This is a genomic window from Psychrobacter sp. GW64-MNA-CIBAN-0177, assembly GCF_040309585.1.
GTDB classification, from domain to species: Bacteria; Pseudomonadota; Gammaproteobacteria; order Pseudomonadales; family Moraxellaceae; genus Psychrobacter; species Psychrobacter okhotskensis.
On the sequence record NZ_JBEOOY010000005.1, the window covers coordinates 178,503 to 195,034 of the forward strand.

Genomic DNA, 16,532 nt, shown 5'->3' on the forward strand with positions numbered 1-16,532 from the left:
CCTTTATTTGTCTATTTTTTATATAGGCAGATAAGGGGTTTTTACTTTGCGCTCTATAATCATTTTACCGTTGTCATACTTTGATTATGTTATAACTATAGTCAAAATATCCTAAAAATACGATGGTATTGCTGATATCAATTTTTTGTCGCCTCTGTCCGCGCAGGCACAGCAAGCAAGAAAAATGGATATCAGCAGTGCATGATGGTTCGATATTATTTTTCACGCACTATCACTTAAGCCCTAATAAAGCCAATATAACATTAAGGGAGATGACATCATGATGATGACCAATAAAAAATATATTAGCACGCCATTAATCTTGCCGTTAATCATAGCAGCCCTGCTATTTAGCGCCTCTGCGTGCTCAAACCCATCAGCAGTCAATACCGATGCAGATCTGACAGAGTACAAAGAAGGTCAGGCTTCTGCCAAAGATTCGGCAGCGAGCACTGAAAAACCTGCCTTTGCCACTAAGACTGTCGCTACCTTTAATGAACCATGGGCGATGACCGCGCTACCCAATACCAATGATGAGCCACCAACATTACTGGTTACCCAAAAGACCGGTGAGCTCTTCATGGTCGATACTGCTACCGGTACTAAAACCGAAGTAAGCGGTGTGCCGACCGTTGCGTATGGCGGGCAAGGCGGTCTAGGTGACATTATTCTAGCGCCAGATTTTGCTACCAGTAATGTCATATATCTCAGTTATATTGAAAGCGGCACGGGCGCTGATGACAATAAATTTGGCGCGAAAGTGATTAGCGCTAAGCTCTCAGGTATAGGTAGCGCTGCTCCTAGTCTGCAATCTATTACCCCGATTTGGCAGCAGACGCCAAAGGTAAAAGGGCAGGGGCATTATAGTCACCGTTTGCTATTCTCTCCCGATGGTCGCTATCTCTATATCAGTTCAGGTGAGCGGCAAGAAAAAACGCCAGCGCAAGATATGAGCGTCAACTTGGGCAAAATCATTCGACTATACCCTGACGGTAGCGTACCCGCAGACAATCCATTCGCCAACGAAAATAAGGAAATTAAGGCACAGTTTTGGACAACTGGGCATCGCAACGTACTGGGTATGGCCTTTGATGACAGTGGTCGGCTGTGGGCAAATGAGATGGGGCCAAGAGGTGGTGATGAGTTTAATTTAATCGAAAAAGGCAATAACTATGGCTGGCCGCTGGTCTCTAATGGTCGCAACTATTCGGGTACAGATATCCCTGACCATGACACTCGGCCTGACTTGACTGCGCCCAAAGTGACTTGGACACCCGTCATCTCACCTTCTTCATTAAGTATATATTCAGCCGGGACTCATAATGATTTTCCAGCATGGCAAGGCAATGCGCTAATCAGCGGCCTGTCATCAAAAGCGCTCATCATAGTGAGTTTTGATGACAGCAACAGTGCCTCTGAACGTTACCGCTATGATATGGGGAAGCGTATTCGTAGTGTACTGAACGTGGATGGACAAGTCTGGTTATTAGAGGACGGCGATGCGGCTAAGTTACTGCAATTGCTACCTAAATAGTATATTGCTATAAAGAGTGAATGATAGCACTGTTAAAACTAATTCATAAATCTACATAAAGGGTACTGCGATTTTTACCATAAATCCAGCGCCTTTTGTAGTTTTAAAGCTTAGAAAATGAATAGAGTAGATGGCTTTTATTTTACTCTAAACCAGAATTTTGACTTGTTACCATCTATACATCATATTTTTAGACAAGTTTAAGAATAGGAAAACATTAGAGCAAATAGGGTGTTTCTTGATGGCTATATTTTGTAATTATTTGATAATCAAAGGTTATTTTGTTAAGGTAGCAGCCCTTATATAACGAGATTAGCACATGGACGAAGTAAAAGTAGGTCGATTGGGTCCGTTTCCACGGGTCAGTAAACCTGTGTTTATAACCTCGACGTTGTTGATTGTCGGATTTATTATTTTTGGCGCTTTTTTTACGGAAGCTGCCGGCGCACTTTTTAGTTTTTTACAGAGCTTTATTACCGATAAGTTTGGTTGGCTATTTATTGTCTTGGTCAACGTGGCACTCGTTTTTTGTATCTATTTAGCCATGAGCCGTTACGGCGATATTCGCTTGGGTAAACAAACAGAACGTCCGCAATATAGCCTCATCTCTTGGATAGGGATGTTGTTTTCGGCGGGTATCGGTATTGGTTTGGTTTATTGGGGTACGGCTGAGCCGTTGTATCACTTTATGGCCCCACCACTTGGTGAAGCGGAGACAATAGAAGCGGCCAAACAAGCGATGAACATCTCGTTTTTACATTGGGGTTTACACGCTTGGGCGATTTATACCATCGTGGCATTGTCGTTGGCTTACTTTCATTTTCGCCGTGGTCTGCCATTATCGATTCGCTCGACGCTGTATCCGATATTGGGCCGCAAGATTTATGGTCCTTGGGGTCATACCGTTGATATTTTAGCAGTATTCGGTACGATGTTTGGGGTAGTGACTTCTTTGGGTTTAGGGGTGATGCAGATAAATTCTGGTCTGGAGAACTTGTTCGGTATTCCTAATAGTTTGGGCGTGCAATTTGCGATTATTGCATTTGTGACTGCCATGGCATGTATCTCTTTGATGCTGGGTCTTGATAAAGGCATCAAACGTCTAAGTGATATTAATATGGGACTGACGGGTATTCTGTTGGTCTTTATGGTGATTTTGGGTCCGACGCTATTTATCTTCGACAGTTTTATCGAAAATATCGGTAATTATCTAGGGTCGATTGTGACGTTATCGGCGTGGGGCGAAGCCTATAGCAATACCGATTGGCAAAGCGGCTGGACGATATTTTACTGGGCGTGGTGGGTAAGTTGGGCACCCTTTGTCGGCGTATTCATTGCCCGTATCAGTCGTGGTCGTACTATTCGTGAATTTGTCTTGGGAGTCTTATTAATCCCAATGACGATTTTATTCTTCTGGTTTACTACGTTTGGCGGTGTTGCTATCCATATGGAGCTATTGGCATCGATCAACCCTGACATGCTGAGTCCTGGACTGATTGAAGCAGTGCAAGCCGATACCGGTAGTGCGATCTTTAAACTGGTCGAATACTATCCACTGACAAAACCTGTGACCTTGCTGATTGTTATCATGATTGTATTATGGTTCGTCACGTCTTCTGATTCGGCAAGCTTTGTCATCGATATGTTGACGGCAGGCGGCGATACCAACCCGCCAAAGATTCAGCGCTTGTTTTGGGCGACGATGGAAGGGGTCATTGCTGCAATATTATTAGCAGCTGGTGGTTTGGGTGCGCTACAAGCCGCCGCTATCGTGGCAGGTTTGCCGTTTGCTCTGGTAGTCTTTGTCATGATGTATGCGCTGTTGCGTGGTTTAAGTCGCGATCGCTTGATTTTATATCGTGCGCAGCAATATTTCATCACCGAAGAGTCTGCTGATCATAACTCGGCTAATGAGTTCGTCGATGAGCATTTGCTAAAAGGTCCACCTAAAATTGCAAAGGGTGACTAGGGCATTAATGATATGCTGATTGTTGCTTGTTTTAATTAAGCCTGTTATCTGAGTCCTTAAGAAAGTTTTTAAAACAGGCCTTAAAAAAATATTTAAGACAAGCAACGATCAATTATTTACCGTAAAAAATCCTAAGATAAACCGATATCTTAGGATTTTTTGCTTTATAACAATAAATGGTTGTTAACCTAATTTGATAGTTCGTAAGTATCTTGTTAAGGTTGGCATCCTAAAAAATTGAGATTATTAAATGGATCACGTTAAAGTTGGCCGTCTGGGCCCTTTTCCACGGGTAAGTAAACCCGTGTTTTTAACCTCGGCGATTTTGATCGTCGCGTTCATTATTTTTGGTGCTTTTTTTAACGAGCAAGCAGAGCTGGTATTTAACCAAGCAAAAGCCTTTGTTTCTATGCGCTTTGGTTGGTTTTTTATTGTGGTGGTCAACTTAGCTCTGCTCATGAGTATTTATTTGATATTTAGCCGATACGGCGATATCAGGCTTGGGCACCAAACAGAGAAGCCAGAGTACAATTTAGTCTCTTGGATTGGGATGCTGTTTTCGGCAGGTATCGGTATTGGCTTGCTCTATTGGGGTACCGCTGAGCCGTTGTATCACTTTATGGCACCGCCATTGGGTGAAGCTGAAACCATTGCAGCGGCCAAACAAGCGATGAATATCTCATTCTTGCATTATGGCCTACACGTCTGGGCAATCTATGGCATTGTAGCCTTGGCTTTGGCGTATTTTCACTACCGTGTTGGCTTACCATTAGCGATTCGCTCGACGCTGTATCCGTTAATCGGTAAAAAAATCTATGGTCCTATGGGGCATACAGTTGATACACTTGCGGTATTCGGTACCATGTTTGGCGTGGTGACTACCTTAGGTCTTGGGGTGCTGCAGATTAACTCCGGTCTTGAGACGCTATTCGGTATTCCGAATAACATTACCGTACAGATCATTTTGATTGCGTTCATCACTATGTTGGCAGGCATGTCGCTTTTGATGGGTCTTGATAAAGGTATCAAGCGCTTAAGTGACATCAATATTTTCTTCACAATTGTACTGTTAAGCTTTGTCATTATCTTAGGTCCCACGCAGTTTATTTTTAACAGCTTCGTTGAAAACATTGGTAATTACTTACATCAAGTGATTCCTTTGGGTCTGTGGACAGAGTCTTATGAAGGTCAAGAAAACTGGCAGTCATCATGGACAGTATTCTATTGGGCATGGTGGATTAGCTGGTCGCCATTCGTCGGTGTATTCGTCGCTCGTATCTCGCGTGGTCGTACCATTCGTGAGTTCATACTAGGCGTGTTATTAATCCCTATTACCATTTTATTCTTATGGTTCACAGCCTTTGGTGGTTCAGCGGTACATATGGAGCTGATGGCAGCGATTGATCCTAATATGGCCAGTCCTGGTCTGGTTGAAGCTGTGCAAGCAGATACGGGTAGTGCCATCTTTAAGCTAATGGAGTCTTATCCATTTACTTCAGCGCTTAACTTGTTGATTGTCGTGATGATTGTTCTTTGGTTCGTTACTTCGTCAGATTCAGCCAGTTTTGTCATTGATATGCTGACTTCAGGCGGCGATACCAATCCACCGAAGATTCAGCGTTTATTCTGGGCAGGGACAGAAGGTGTGATTGCGGCGGTATTGTTAGCGGCAGGCGGTTTGGGTGCGCTACAGGCAGCCTCTATTGTCTCAGGCTTTCCCTTTGCCGTTGTCATATTAATCATGATGTATTCACTACTGCGGGGATTGAGCCGCGATAGATTGATTTTGTATCGTCAGCAGCAGTGGTTTATCACCGAAGAATCGGCAGAGCATAACTCAGCCAATGAGTTCCGCGACGAAGGTTTACTGACAGGTCCACCAAAAATCATTGAGCCTAATGATTAATAGCCTAGCTATCTGCTAAAAGTACCATAAAACGTAAAAGTCCCAGCCTTGTGCTGGGACTTTTTATTCAGCTACTTTAATAAGGTCAATAAAAAACCCAAGCCTACTATTAGACTTGGGTTTAATATTTAACGATATTTCATAGATTTAAGAAGACTTATTTAGCAACTTTATCATCTTGATTGAGTTGAACGTATTTATCAAAGTTTTGCGCATAATCGGTTAAGTTATCACTTAGCATCTGGCGATATTGTTTGACATAGAACTCGACGATATCGTCTTTTTCTTTGGCAAAGTCATCGCCTTTAACAAAACCGATAGAGGCCACTGAGGCGCTATAACGCGCGGCGGCGTACAATAAAGACGCGCCGACTTGACCTGAATGAGCATCAGGTCCCAATTGACTGTTTGCTACACCGATGATGGCATCCGCACGTTGATAAAATGCCTGCATTTCAGGGGTGATTTCAACATTAGCATCAACATTGTTGTCTTGAGTGTTGCTGTCTTGAATATTGTCTTGAGACATAAGCAATTCCTAATAAGTATCGGTAATTTTCAATTTATAGAGACGGTCTGTATGTAAGAGACTAAGGGGCATCAGGTAATATTTTACAACCCTGCGTCTGCTTTTAAGATTTCAGCTTTGTCTGTTTTTTCCCACGTAAAGGCAGTTTCAGAGCCGGGACGACCGAAATGGCCAAACGTCGCAGTCTGCTGATACATAGGCTGCAATAAGTTCAGCATACGGGTAATGCCATAAGGGCGCAGATCAAAATGGGTACGAATCAGGCGAATGATCTCGTCATGGCTGATGTTGCTAGTACCAAAGGTGTTGACCGAGATAGACGTCGGTTCAGCGACCCCAATGGCATAGCTCACTTGTACTTCACAGCGGTCAGCCAGTCCCGCAGCGACGATGTTTTTGGCCACATAACGCACGGCATAAGCGGCGCTGCGATCTACTTTTGAAGGGTCTTTGCCACTAAAAGCGCCACCGCCATGACGTGCCATGCCGCCATAAGTATCAACGATGATTTTACGACCTGTTAATCCAGCATCACCAACTGGCCCACCAATGACAAATTTGCCCGTGGGATTGATATGGTAGCGAGTGCCAGCATGCAGTAGATCCGCTGGTAATACTTGCTTAATGATAGATTCCATCACCGCTTCTTGCAGATCTGCCTGCGAGATACTAGGGTCATGCTGGGTCGATAGGACGACAGCATCGATAGCAATAGGACGAGTGCCATCATATTTTAAGGTCACTTGCGCCTTGGCATCGGGACGTAACCATGGTAGCTCACCTGCGCGGCGTAACTCAGACTGACGCTCCATTAAGCGATGGGCATATTCAATAGGGGCTGGCATCAATACTTCAGTCTCGTTGCTGGCATAGCCAAACATCAAGCCTTGATCGCCTGCACCTTGCTCTTCAGGATCGCTACGATCGACACCTTGGGCAATTTCTGGAGATTGCTTACCAAGCATGTTGATGACCGCACAGGTCTCGCCATCAAAACCCAAGTCTGAATGGTGATAACCGATACCATTGACGGTATCACGTACGATACGCTCAACATCGATATTTGCCGTCGTGGTCACTTCACCTGCCAATATCACGGCACCGGTTTTAACCAAAGTTTCGCAGGCAACGCGGGCATGAAGATCTTCACGTAAGATGGCATCAAGGATAGCGTCTGATATTTGGTCAGCCATTTTATCAGGATGGCCTTCGCTCACAGATTCTGAGGTAAATAAGTTGTATTCGCGCATAGTTGGATCGCTTAATGGCAAGGACTGTAATCTATAAACTCAGTCATGATTAAATGTTAACGGAAAAATAAGGCAAAAGTGAATCAAAAAATTATGACATTTTACCGTGAATTGAGTGAAAACTCTAGCGATGGATAATACTAAGAAGTAACTAGGCATGGATTAGCCACGGTAAAAGTCATCAATATCGCTATTTTCTTGCCAGCGATATTCAGTATAGTGAGCGATCTGACGAGCCGTCTCTATATCATGTCTATCAGTGATAAAGCCAAGCGCCATATCCATGCCAGCACTAACCCCTGAAGAAGTATAAAACTTGCCATCGACGACCCAGCGCGCTTGCTCTACCCAATCAACTTTATGAGACTGCGATATTACCCATTGCCATGAGAGCTTATTAGACGTTGCGCGCTTGCCATCCAGAACACCAGCTTTAGCCAATAATGCACTGCCTGTACAAACGCTAAGCGCCCAATCAGCGTGCTCAACCAATGCCCTAAGCGCCTGCAAAAACGGCTTGTGATAGACTTGCTGGCGAGTACCCATCCCGCCAACCATCAATACAATATCAGTCTGATACGCCAATTCTGTGACAGCGACCGTTTGCATCGCAACGCCATGCTTACTGTGAATGATACCACCACTCAGTGAGGTAAATTGCAGACGATAGTGCTCAGGCAAGCAGCCAAACATCTCGATAGGCCCAAACAAATCCAAGGTTTCAAAATCATCAAAGAGTAGAGCAGTCAGCGTATGCATTAGGATTCCTTAATTCTAAATAAAGAATGGTTATAATTCCAAAAACTATAATCTTAAAAACTACAATTCCAAAAAATATAATCCTGAAAGCTATAGTTCTAAAAACTTGGCTTTGTCCTTAAACATACATTCCTCATAAACAGGGCAAGCACCGCATTTGGGTGTGCGAGCATGACAGGTATAGCGGCCATGCAAAATCAGATAATGATGCGCATCTACGATAAAGTCATCTGGGATACGTTCGACCAGCTTGTTTTCAACGATTAACACGTTTTTACCAGTGGCGAGGCCAGTACGATTGCCGACGCGAAAGATATGCGTATCGACTGCCATGGTCGGCTGCCCAAAAGCGGTATTTAAGACCACATTGGCAGTTTTACGTCCAACGCCAGCGAGTGATTCTAAGTCCTTACGATTATCAGGAACGGTACTATCGAATTTCTCAATCAAATCTTGGCAGGTTTTGATGACGTTTTTAGTTTTGGTGTTATATAAGCCAATATTTTTGATATAGGATTTTAAACCCTCTTCACCCAATGCCAAGATTGCTTCAGGGGTATTCGCCACAGGATATAATTGCTTGGTGGCAATATTGACACTGACATCCGTCGCTTGTGCCGATAAGATGACGGCAATCAGTAGCTCAAAATTACTTCTATAATGTAATTCCGTGACCGGCTCATCAATCGTCGCTGCCAACTTTTCAAAGAATGGACGGACGTCACGATTGGGCATGCGCCGCGATGGTGGGGTATCGGCAGTTTTGTGTTTGACGGTTTTACTCATGGTATTGTTACCATTATTTTATTCATTGATTAGTCAGGAGTGGATATTGGCTATTAAAGTTGGGCAAGCTCAGCTTGTAATGCTTCAAGCTCCGTCTGTTTGCTAGCGTTTGGACGCACGCTAAGCTGCTTTTCTAGCTTTTTGATTTTACTGCGTAGCTTGGCTGCTGCAATGGTGTTTTTTGCTTGTGCTTCGCTGATATTCAGCGATTGACTGGCAGCATTATTCAATTTTGCCTCTACCATGCTGACCACAGGTCTACTATTGCTGCTGTCAGCAAGCTGCTCGGTGACGCGCCTAAGGTGCGTATGATAGCGCAGCCTTAAATCCTCTTGTTCTGCCTCGCGCTCAGAGATAGACAGCTCGCGCTCAATTGTGACTAGGTCAATGCAATCGACTGGGCAAGGGGCGATACAAAGCTCGCAGCCCGTGCACAAGTCCGTAAAAATAGTATGCATGTGCTTGCCAGTACCGACGATGGCGTCAACAGGACAGGCGGGTATGCATTTGGTGCAGCCGATACAGTCATCTTCACGGATAACGGCACGTACCTCGGTCGGTCGCGTCGATGTGGCGTCTATCGGCCACTGAGATGGCGCGGCTCTAAGGGTTGTTGTAGCGCTGGCGGGATTGACGATTTGCGCAATAGCATCAGTAACTGGTTGACCGCCCGGCACGCATTTATTGTATGGCTCGTTATCCACTACAATCGCGGTAGCATAAGGCAAGCAACCGTCCGGATGTTCGCACAGACCGCACTGCGTCTGCGGCAGACAGGCATCAATACGGGCAATTTTTGCCTGCATATCAGCAGGCAATGTCTCGATACGCAAGGTATCGAACAGGATTGGCAGATTGATTAGGCGAATATTACGACTGCTTTGCATTTAATTAAAAACCTTAACATCAGTCATCAAGACTGTCGTTATTAAAATAGATATAAATATTGAAATGATTGTCTTTTAATCTAGTTATATAGTCAACCTACTATAGTGCGATGCCTTGCTCATGGGCAATCTTGGCAATCAGCTCGTAGGCAATGCTGCCCTTAAACGGTATTTTGGGCAGATTAGAGAGGTCAAAAAAATCGGCGTGCGACAGCTCATCTTCTTGTATTACAATATCGCCAGCCGCATAAGATGCGCGAAAACCAAGCATTAAATTGGAAGGAAATGGCCATGGCTGACTGCTGACATAGCGAATATCTGATAGGCTGATGTTGACCTCTTCTGCCACTTCACGAACGACCGCATGCTCTAGACTTTCACCCACTTCTACAAAACCTGCAATCAAGCCGTACATGAGAGGACGTTTTTGTTCTCCATGGCGATGGTGATGAGCGAGTAAAATTTGCATCTCTCCCGTCTGTGGATTGGGGCGAGTGATAGCGGTGATAACGCAAGGCTGGACACGGGGATATTGGCGTAATCGGCATACTGGACAGACCATGGCGCGCTCATCTGCTGTGGCATGAACGACTGGGGATGCGCAGCGACTACAAAACTGCGTATCGGTTTGCCAGCGTAACAACTGTATTGCTTGGCTAATCTGAGCCGATAAGGCGGCAGGTAGCTGGGTGATAAGCTGTCGATACGGCACAAAAGCGTTCCCGCTGCCCTCTGCAATAATAGGCAATACGATATCATGCGCGATCGCATAGTCATAAGTGATGGCATTGGCTACTGGTGCAGTAAAAGTGGCAGCCTCAGACTCAGTAACAACTAAATTCTCTGTACCATCATTAACCCTATTATCAGCATCGGACTGCCAGTGACTTGGTGCTAGGCTTTCGAGTAGGGCAACATTGCCTATTTGATAGGCAGGTACTGGCAGATTGCCATTGTTGTTTGCATCAGACAATGGTGGTAGTTGGATTTGTAATGGCCACCAACCGTCGATCGTCTGACGGCAGAGGAGGGTATCATCACTAAATACAAAAGCGCGAGTCATAAGCAGGTTTCCAAACAGTCTAAAGTAAGTACGTAGCAAATGAAGAGCGAACTTGCTTTAAGTGGCTGTTTTGAAGTAACTATTTCAAAAGTAACATTCAAAAGTAACTATTTCAAAAGTAACATTCAAAAGTAACATTCAAAAGTAACATTCAAAATCAATCGTTATCACAGCGCCGTCGCCGCTATCATTCTTAAGCGGCAAGTAATTGGCTTAAGCTTTGTTGACCAACATCAAGCGCCTGTTTACTCACGGGACGATTGTGCTCAAAACCATCTAAATGATGATCGACAGCCATAATCACATCAGCGATATAAGCCAGCGTACTATCATCGATACGGTGTCCGCTTTCGATGCGCTGCTGTATATAATTGGCCAATTGGCTCAGCATGCTAGCTGGGGTCGGCAGTTGCAAAAAGCGTACCGCGCCTGCCACTTGGCGTAGCATTTCAGGTATATTCTGAATATTGAGCATATCGCGCTCAGGCTCAGATAAATAATCATTAATCGCTTGCTCAGCACTGGCGATAGCCGTACGACTTTCTTGTATTAACGTATCATAGGCAGTATTGAGCTGATGCAATGAGATATGGGGGTTGTTCAGCGGCAGATAGATAGCCCCAGGGGTATGCATCTCAGCCATGGAAATAGTGGCGTTTTCAGCATGCATCAATGCCAAGAGTAAATGATCGAAATCTTCAGGCGAGGGCGCACGCCACTTGCTTACCGCGTCGGCTGCTGTACTCAGGCTGCTCGCGGCATTTGACAGTCCCAACAAGCGTAATGCTGAGCCCAGTACCGTCAGCTGTTCGATAATTTGTGCCGTCTGCATATCAGCAGGATTGAGCGAATCACCACGCGCGTAGCTATCCACATCTTCTTTAATCGTATTGATTTGAGTCTGAATAATAGCGTTTAAAGTGTCTGTCAGCGCGCGGTTAGGACCGAATAAGAAGCGCTTCATTTGTTCGCGCTGTGGGTCTTCTAATTGGTTGACCGCATATTGTTCACGCAGCAGTTGCGCCGCTTCATTATCACGCTGACAGGCAAAGCTGACTAGATCAGCAAAACGCGTGTCCATGATAGGTAGATAGCTCTGGAACTGCTGCTCTAAATAAATAAGCGTATGCTTTTGGCTGAGGTTAAGCGGCAAAATGGTCGCGATATCAGTGACAGCGGCGGCGGCAGCTTGCCAGAATAGACTCTTGCTCTGAGCAGCTATCAAAGCACAAGCAGCACTCATGGCATCTAATTTTTTCTGAGCGTCTTGAGTCACTACGCCATCTTGGTTGAGCAGTGCAATACCAAGACCACTACGATACGCATACGTCAGTAGCTCACTGTCAAGGTTAAGCTCTTGTAAGGGCTGAAAGTTCTTTTCAGGGTTGGCAATAATGACACTACTACTACCAAACGTCGCAAAATAATCCGATTCGATTGGCGCTAGCTGCCCATGAGCATTAAGCTTATTAATGATTGGTAATAATAAAGTCGGCTCTACTGACTCTGTCAACAGTACAAATTCCACATAACGATCGAGGGTCATGATGGCTTGTGATAAATCCATAATCAAGGCAGTATCATTATTATCACCACTGTCATAAAGGCGCTGCAGACCATTGACGATGGCGGTATTTAACACTTCTGCACCAACCAAAGAAATCAGCTCAAAAATACAAGACAGCTGCTTTAGCACGGTAATAGAGTCTAATAATAAAGGCGCTTGACTGTTATCATCGTTAAATTCGCTTAGATGAATCTCAGTGTCTTTAAGGGTGACGATAATTTCATCATGCAACAAATGTAGCGATGGCAAATTAAAGTCAGTAACGCTAAGCGTGGGAGCAGTTAATTTCATTTGGGCAGACTGGTTCATAGGTGTTTTTCCATAACGTACTGATGAAAATAGCGATCATTTAAAGGATGAGTTAACAGGCGTTTATGCGTAAAGGCTAACGCTTATAACAATCAAGACTACCGTATCCAAATGTCAGTATAAGAGGTTATTTTAATATAAGAGGTTATTTTAATCACGTGCTACATGTTTGCTTTTAATTCAGGATATTGTTCGGCCAACTCGCTATACCACTGCTGGCTGGCCGTCTCATCGGTGGGTGATACTAATAATAAGGACGCCAAATTGGCAAAGCTGGCGTGCGCGGTTTGTCCGCCATCTGCTTGTGAGTCTTCTTCGATGGCGAGGGTGACCTGACCGCCAGTCATTGCCAGATAAACTTCAGCTAAAATCTCGGAATCCAATAGTGCCCCGTGGAAAGTACGGTCTTGCTTACCAACGTCTAAGCGGCGCACGAGGGCATCTAGGGTGTTTTTTTGTCCCGGATATTGCTGTTTGGCCATGACTAGCGAGTCAGTAACTTTTACCCGCTGTGCAAAGTCATGCATTCCAACTTTAGCGAACTCCATGTTTAAGAAGTTCATATCAAAGGTGGCGTTGTGAGCGATGATTTCGGCACCGTCCATAAAGTCATAGAGTGACTGAGCGACTTGATCAAAGGTTGGCTTGTCGGTTAAAAACGCTTCAGAGATACCATGAATGCGAATCACTTCCTCATCCATCCCGCGCTGCGGGTTGATATAGACGTGTAGCTTTTCACCGGTGAATTTGCGCCCGATCATCTCAACAATACCAACTTCAATGATACGGTCGCCTTTTTGTGGATCAAGTCCGGTGGTCTCGGTATCCATAATGAGCTGGCGATCGGACTCGTGACGGTGTATCGGCTTGGGTAGCAATGGCTTAAAATATGGATTGGCACGACTGGTGTCACCATCAAATTTTGGCTCATCAGTTGCCATATCTGGATTATCATTATTTATTATAGTGTCAGTCGTCATCGTCTGGGCTTCTGGCATGTTGGGGGTACTCATTGGTTTGCTAGCATTATCATGGCTTTGCCCATCTGACAGATGAGTGTCGAATGGTTCATGGTTGAGCGCTTCATTGTCGAGCGCTTCTTCATCGAGCTCGTCGCCCATCATATCTAGACCCAATGGGTCATATTTTAGCCAGTCATCATTAGCAAAGTTTGACGTTTTATCAGGCATTATTTGTACTTTTTTTTAGTCGTTTCTTGCGCATCTATTGTCGATAATTCTCCACTACTAGATGTCACACCTAGGTTGGCTAACTCATCCGCCTTTTCGTTACCTGCATGTCCAGCATGACCTTTTACCCAATGCCAGTCAACGTCGCGTTGTTGGCATAGCGCATCCAATTGCTGCCAAAGGTCTTGATTGGCGACTGGCTTTTTACTGGCCGTTTTCCAGCCTCTTTTTTTCCAACCTTCAATCCACTCAGTAATGCCTTTTTTAACATAGCTGGAGTCTGTCCAAATCTCGAGGTTTTGCTCATGTGGACTATGAGTCAATGCTTGTATCGCGCCCATCAGCTCCATGCGATTATTGGTCGTTTCTTTATCGCCACCATATAAATCCTGCGTACGCCCATCACTGAATATCAAATGCGCGCCCCAACCACCAGCGCCCGGGTTGCCTTTGCAGGCGCCATCGGTGTAGGCCACTGTGGTGTTTGCTTTGGCGGCCAACGGATCAATCGCGTGGTCTTTATAACTATGTGGCGTAGAGGTACGATTGTCTGACATAAAAACTTTGTGACCTAATAAATGAGAAACGTAGGGTGGCGTTAAGAGATTTTGGGAGCACCATAAAAACAATAGCGGCGCACCACTTAACTGCGCTTGAGTATAACAAATCTATCGCTGATATGGGCAATCGTAACGCACAAAATCGCAAAACCACATATCATAATAGTAACCCTGCAGTTTTCTGTTAAAATAAGCAGGATTGCGCCAAGCTGACCAGCATTTGGCAGCACGAGCATCAACGTATTTAACCCAAAATAGCACTAGTAGCAATTCTCAAAGTGGCTGCGTCGTTTTAAAGATGAATGCATAAAAAATAGCGTAAACTGCCATTTAAATAACGATGGTCATGGCTACTTTTTCGCCATTAACAATTAAAATTAACGATACTGTTTATCAACGGCTTGCTTCCTAAAAGTTTTAATGCATGAATGCAGGATAACCCTATTATGTCCTTACGCTCAAACGTTTTTTATAAAAGATTGACGCTGTTGATGGTCAGTATCACGGCAAGCAGCGCGTTACTGTTGAGCGCTTGTAATGATAGTAATACCCAAGCCGATACCGACGTGGTTGAAGCCGCAGCAGATCTGTCTGTCTTTGAAGGCTGCTATACGGTCAGTCATGACGAGCCTGCGCAAATAAAAGTCAGTCAACAGGACGGCGCTTGGGTGATGCAAATGAAGGAGCCAGCAAGCGCCAAGCGTGTTTGGGATGACGCTGAACCGTTAGAAGTACTCGAAAATAGCGAGATACCCACGTTTTTCTCTATAGATCCTGACAATGTCGATGCAGTCATCGGCCGTCCCGATAGGGTGCTGGTACTGGCTCATGTGAAGCCTGTCTATGCCAATATCGATCCGCTACTGGACAGTGAGTATTTGTCGTATATCTATCGCGGTGCCAATACTATCTATCGCGTAGAGTGTGATGACGTTAATACTGATATTTTAGCCAATCCCCATGCCAATATTATCATTGATAATGTCGGTACAGGCAGCTAAGAAAATGGTCTGATTAGCATTAGGGTCTGTTGAACATTCAAATGTGGCACTGGCAGTGGCTATTTTTTAGACAATACGCAGTGAAATTTTTGACGCCTAGTCATTCTAGGTTAGATAATTTCGCCATGTGTTGGCAAAAAATAGCCCTGCCCTGGAAGGCTGATGCTAAAATCACCCCAAACGTTGTTGTAAACCTAGCTAAGGTCTCGACATTATCGTCGGTTTACGCCTGATTTGATAAAAGGTTTGAGACGATTTTAGCAATCAGCAGTCCTAATATTTGAATGTTCAACAGACCCTAAGTACATCTCATCGATTATAGACAATCTTTTCTCATAATCAGTCTTTTCTTATAATCAGTCTTTTCTTATAAGCAGTCTTTTCTTATAAGCAGTCTTTTCTCATAAGTAGTCTTTTCTCATAAGTAGTCAAGTCATTAGAGTCAGGTAATATGAATTTTTTTAGTTATGTGGTGTTGGGTGGGTTTTCTTATGCGGCTGGTTGGGCGATAAGAAGCTATGTATTAAACAAAAAACCTGAACCTGAGCAGCCTTATAATCTTAAGCATCCAGCCATCTTGGCGTATTTGGGCGGGTTCTTTATTGTTATGCTCATTATCTCATGGCTCATCGGTCGCTACTTGCTTGGGCATACCGCTATCGATTTGCCGTTTATCATTATAAACAGCCTCGTTGCGACCTTTGTTTATTCATTCGGTCTTAATCCAGAAAAAGCCCGTTATGATGTGCCAGATTGATAAAGAGTTGAAAAGGTAAATGTATAAATAGCTTAAAAGGTTTCTATTTTAAGCTTGTAAAAAACACGGTCAGTGAGTGCCTCATTGATCGTGTTTTTTATAAGTGATTGTTTACTAGATTATTTATCTGTTTTCTTTGAGCTTTTACTTTTATCTTCTAGCTTTTTATCAGTCGGCTTTGAGGCAGCGTCTTTATTAGACTTTTCATCTTTAGAAGCTGTCTGCTCATCTTTCCAAGTTTTGTACTTGCGCAAGTCTTTTTCCATGAGCTTGAGACAAAATTTCAGTACCAATGCATCATCGATTTGACCGATAAAGGGAATAAAATCTGGAATGATGTCAATAGGGTTCAGGACATAGAGCAGACCGACCACTGCCGCAGAAATAGTTGAGACCATCCCAAATTCTGTGTAACTGCCATTTAGATTAAATGCTTACTAATACGATCATCAAACATAATCATAA

Annotated in this window: 13 protein-coding genes and 1 pseudogene; 5 read left to right on the forward strand and 9 right to left on the reverse strand. The window is 44.2% G+C overall.

All coding sequences use genetic code 11. The annotated features are described in order from the left end of the window. Positions 1-280 precede the first annotated feature (280 nt). From AAEY79_RS05445 to AAEY79_RS05455, 3 genes are all read left to right on the forward strand, one after another. Positions 281-1,534: a PQQ-dependent sugar dehydrogenase gene (locus AAEY79_RS05445; protein WP_352287549.1), complete on the forward strand. Its 1,254-nt coding sequence runs from the start codon at positions 281-283 to the stop codon at positions 1,532-1,534. A 319-nt stretch (positions 1,535-1,853) separates the two neighbouring features. Next, positions 1,854-3,503 carry a BCCT family transporter gene (locus AAEY79_RS05450; RefSeq protein WP_025651073.1) on the forward strand — a complete coding sequence of 550 codons (1,650 nt, stop codon included), beginning with the start codon at positions 1,854-1,856 and terminating at the stop codon, positions 3,501-3,503. A gap of 250 nt (positions 3,504-3,753) precedes the next feature. Beyond that, positions 3,754-5,409, forward strand: coding sequence for a BCCT family transporter (locus AAEY79_RS05455; protein ID WP_025651074.1), 1,656 nt, complete (start codon positions 3,754-3,756; stop codon positions 5,407-5,409). A 157-nt stretch (positions 5,410-5,566) separates the two neighbouring features. On the opposite strand, the gene AAEY79_RS05460 is transcribed toward AAEY79_RS05455, so the two are convergent. The 8 genes and pseudogenes from AAEY79_RS05460 to dnaQ form a co-directional block, all read right to left on the reverse strand. Beyond that, positions 5,567-5,863: a DUF3144 domain-containing protein gene (locus AAEY79_RS05460; RefSeq protein ID WP_173239734.1), complete on the reverse strand. Its 297-nt coding sequence runs from the start codon at positions 5,861-5,863 to the stop codon at positions 5,567-5,569. 158 nt (positions 5,864-6,021) lie between these two features. Then, complete coding sequence (gene metK / locus AAEY79_RS05465; protein WP_025650834.1) at positions 6,022-7,188, reverse strand: methionine adenosyltransferase; 1,167 nt, start codon at positions 7,186-7,188, stop codon at positions 6,022-6,024. Positions 7,189-7,350: 162 nt separating this feature from the next. After that, complete coding sequence (locus tag AAEY79_RS05470) at positions 7,351-7,947, reverse strand: DJ-1/PfpI family protein (protein ID WP_352287552.1); 597 nt, start codon at positions 7,945-7,947, stop codon at positions 7,351-7,353. A 90-nt stretch (positions 7,948-8,037) separates the two neighbouring features. After that, complete coding sequence (nth, locus tag AAEY79_RS05475) at positions 8,038-8,733, reverse strand: endonuclease III (RefSeq protein WP_352287555.1); 696 nt, start codon at positions 8,731-8,733, stop codon at positions 8,038-8,040. A gap of 53 nt (positions 8,734-8,786) precedes the next feature. After that, positions 8,787-9,620 carry an RnfABCDGE type electron transport complex subunit B gene (locus AAEY79_RS05480; RefSeq protein ID WP_201566026.1) on the reverse strand — a complete coding sequence of 278 codons (834 nt, stop codon included), beginning with the start codon at positions 9,618-9,620 and terminating at the stop codon, positions 8,787-8,789. 100 nt (positions 9,621-9,720) lie between these two features. Continuing rightward, entirely contained in the window at positions 9,721-10,683 is a 963-nt protein-coding gene (gene nudC / locus AAEY79_RS05485) for an NAD(+) diphosphatase (protein WP_201616547.1), read from the reverse strand. A 193-nt stretch (positions 10,684-10,876) separates the two neighbouring features. Beyond that, entirely contained in the window at positions 10,877-12,559 is a 1,683-nt protein-coding gene (locus AAEY79_RS05490; protein WP_201583991.1) for a hypothetical protein, read from the reverse strand. Positions 12,560-12,720: 161 nt separating this feature from the next. Then, a pseudogene (gene dnaQ / locus AAEY79_RS05495) lies at positions 12,721-14,306 on the reverse strand (DNA polymerase III subunit epsilon). 449 nt (positions 14,307-14,755) lie between these two features. Between dnaQ and AAEY79_RS05500 the strand changes: the two are divergent. After that, positions 14,756-15,310, forward strand: coding sequence for a hypothetical protein (locus AAEY79_RS05500; protein ID WP_217271560.1), 555 nt, complete (start codon positions 14,756-14,758; stop codon positions 15,308-15,310). 451 nt (positions 15,311-15,761) lie between these two features. Continuing rightward, positions 15,762-16,067 (forward strand): hypothetical protein, encoded by a 306-nt coding sequence (locus tag AAEY79_RS05505; protein ID WP_025650842.1) that lies wholly within the window; start codon positions 15,762-15,764, stop codon positions 16,065-16,067. A 119-nt stretch (positions 16,068-16,186) separates the two neighbouring features. On the opposite strand, the gene AAEY79_RS05510 is transcribed toward AAEY79_RS05505, so the two are convergent. Then, complete coding sequence (locus tag AAEY79_RS05510) at positions 16,187-16,465, reverse strand: DUF1232 domain-containing protein (protein ID WP_352287560.1); 279 nt, start codon at positions 16,463-16,465, stop codon at positions 16,187-16,189. Positions 16,466-16,532: the final 67 nt, after the last annotated feature.

Excerpts from the sequence above, each read along its gene's own strand:
- AAEY79_RS05445 (WP_352287549.1), top strand. The coding sequence starts at position 281 with ATGATGATGACCAATAAAAAATATATTAGCACGCCATTAATCTTGCCG.
- AAEY79_RS05450 (WP_025651073.1), top strand. The coding sequence starts at position 1,854 with ATGGACGAAGTAAAAGTAGGTCGATTGGGTCCGTTTCCACGGGTCAGT.
- AAEY79_RS05455 (WP_025651074.1), top strand. The coding sequence starts at position 3,754 with ATGGATCACGTTAAAGTTGGCCGTCTGGGCCCTTTTCCACGGGTAAGT.
- AAEY79_RS05460 (WP_173239734.1), bottom strand. The coding sequence starts at position 5,863 with ATGCAGGCATTTTATCAACGTGCGGATGCCATCATCGGTGTAGCAAAC.
- metK (WP_025650834.1), bottom strand. The coding sequence starts at position 7,188 with ATGCGCGAATACAACTTATTTACCTCAGAATCTGTGAGCGAAGGCCAT.
- AAEY79_RS05470 (WP_352287552.1), bottom strand. The coding sequence starts at position 7,947 with ATGCATACGCTGACTGCTCTACTCTTTGATGATTTTGAAACCTTGGAT.
- nth (WP_352287555.1), bottom strand. The coding sequence starts at position 8,733 with ATGAGTAAAACCGTCAAACACAAAACTGCCGATACCCCACCATCGCGG.
- AAEY79_RS05480 (WP_201566026.1), bottom strand. The coding sequence starts at position 9,620 with ATGCAAAGCAGTCGTAATATTCGCCTAATCAATCTGCCAATCCTGTTC.
- nudC (WP_201616547.1), bottom strand. The coding sequence starts at position 10,683 with ATGACTCGCGCTTTTGTATTTAGTGATGATACCCTCCTCTGCCGTCAG.
- AAEY79_RS05490 (WP_201583991.1), bottom strand. The coding sequence starts at position 12,559 with ATGAACCAGTCTGCCCAAATGAAATTAACTGCTCCCACGCTTAGCGTT.
- AAEY79_RS05500 (WP_217271560.1), top strand. The coding sequence starts at position 14,756 with ATGTCCTTACGCTCAAACGTTTTTTATAAAAGATTGACGCTGTTGATG.
- AAEY79_RS05505 (WP_025650842.1), top strand. The coding sequence starts at position 15,762 with ATGAATTTTTTTAGTTATGTGGTGTTGGGTGGGTTTTCTTATGCGGCT.
- AAEY79_RS05510 (WP_352287560.1), bottom strand. The coding sequence starts at position 16,465 with ATGGTCTCAACTATTTCTGCGGCAGTGGTCGGTCTGCTCTATGTCCTG.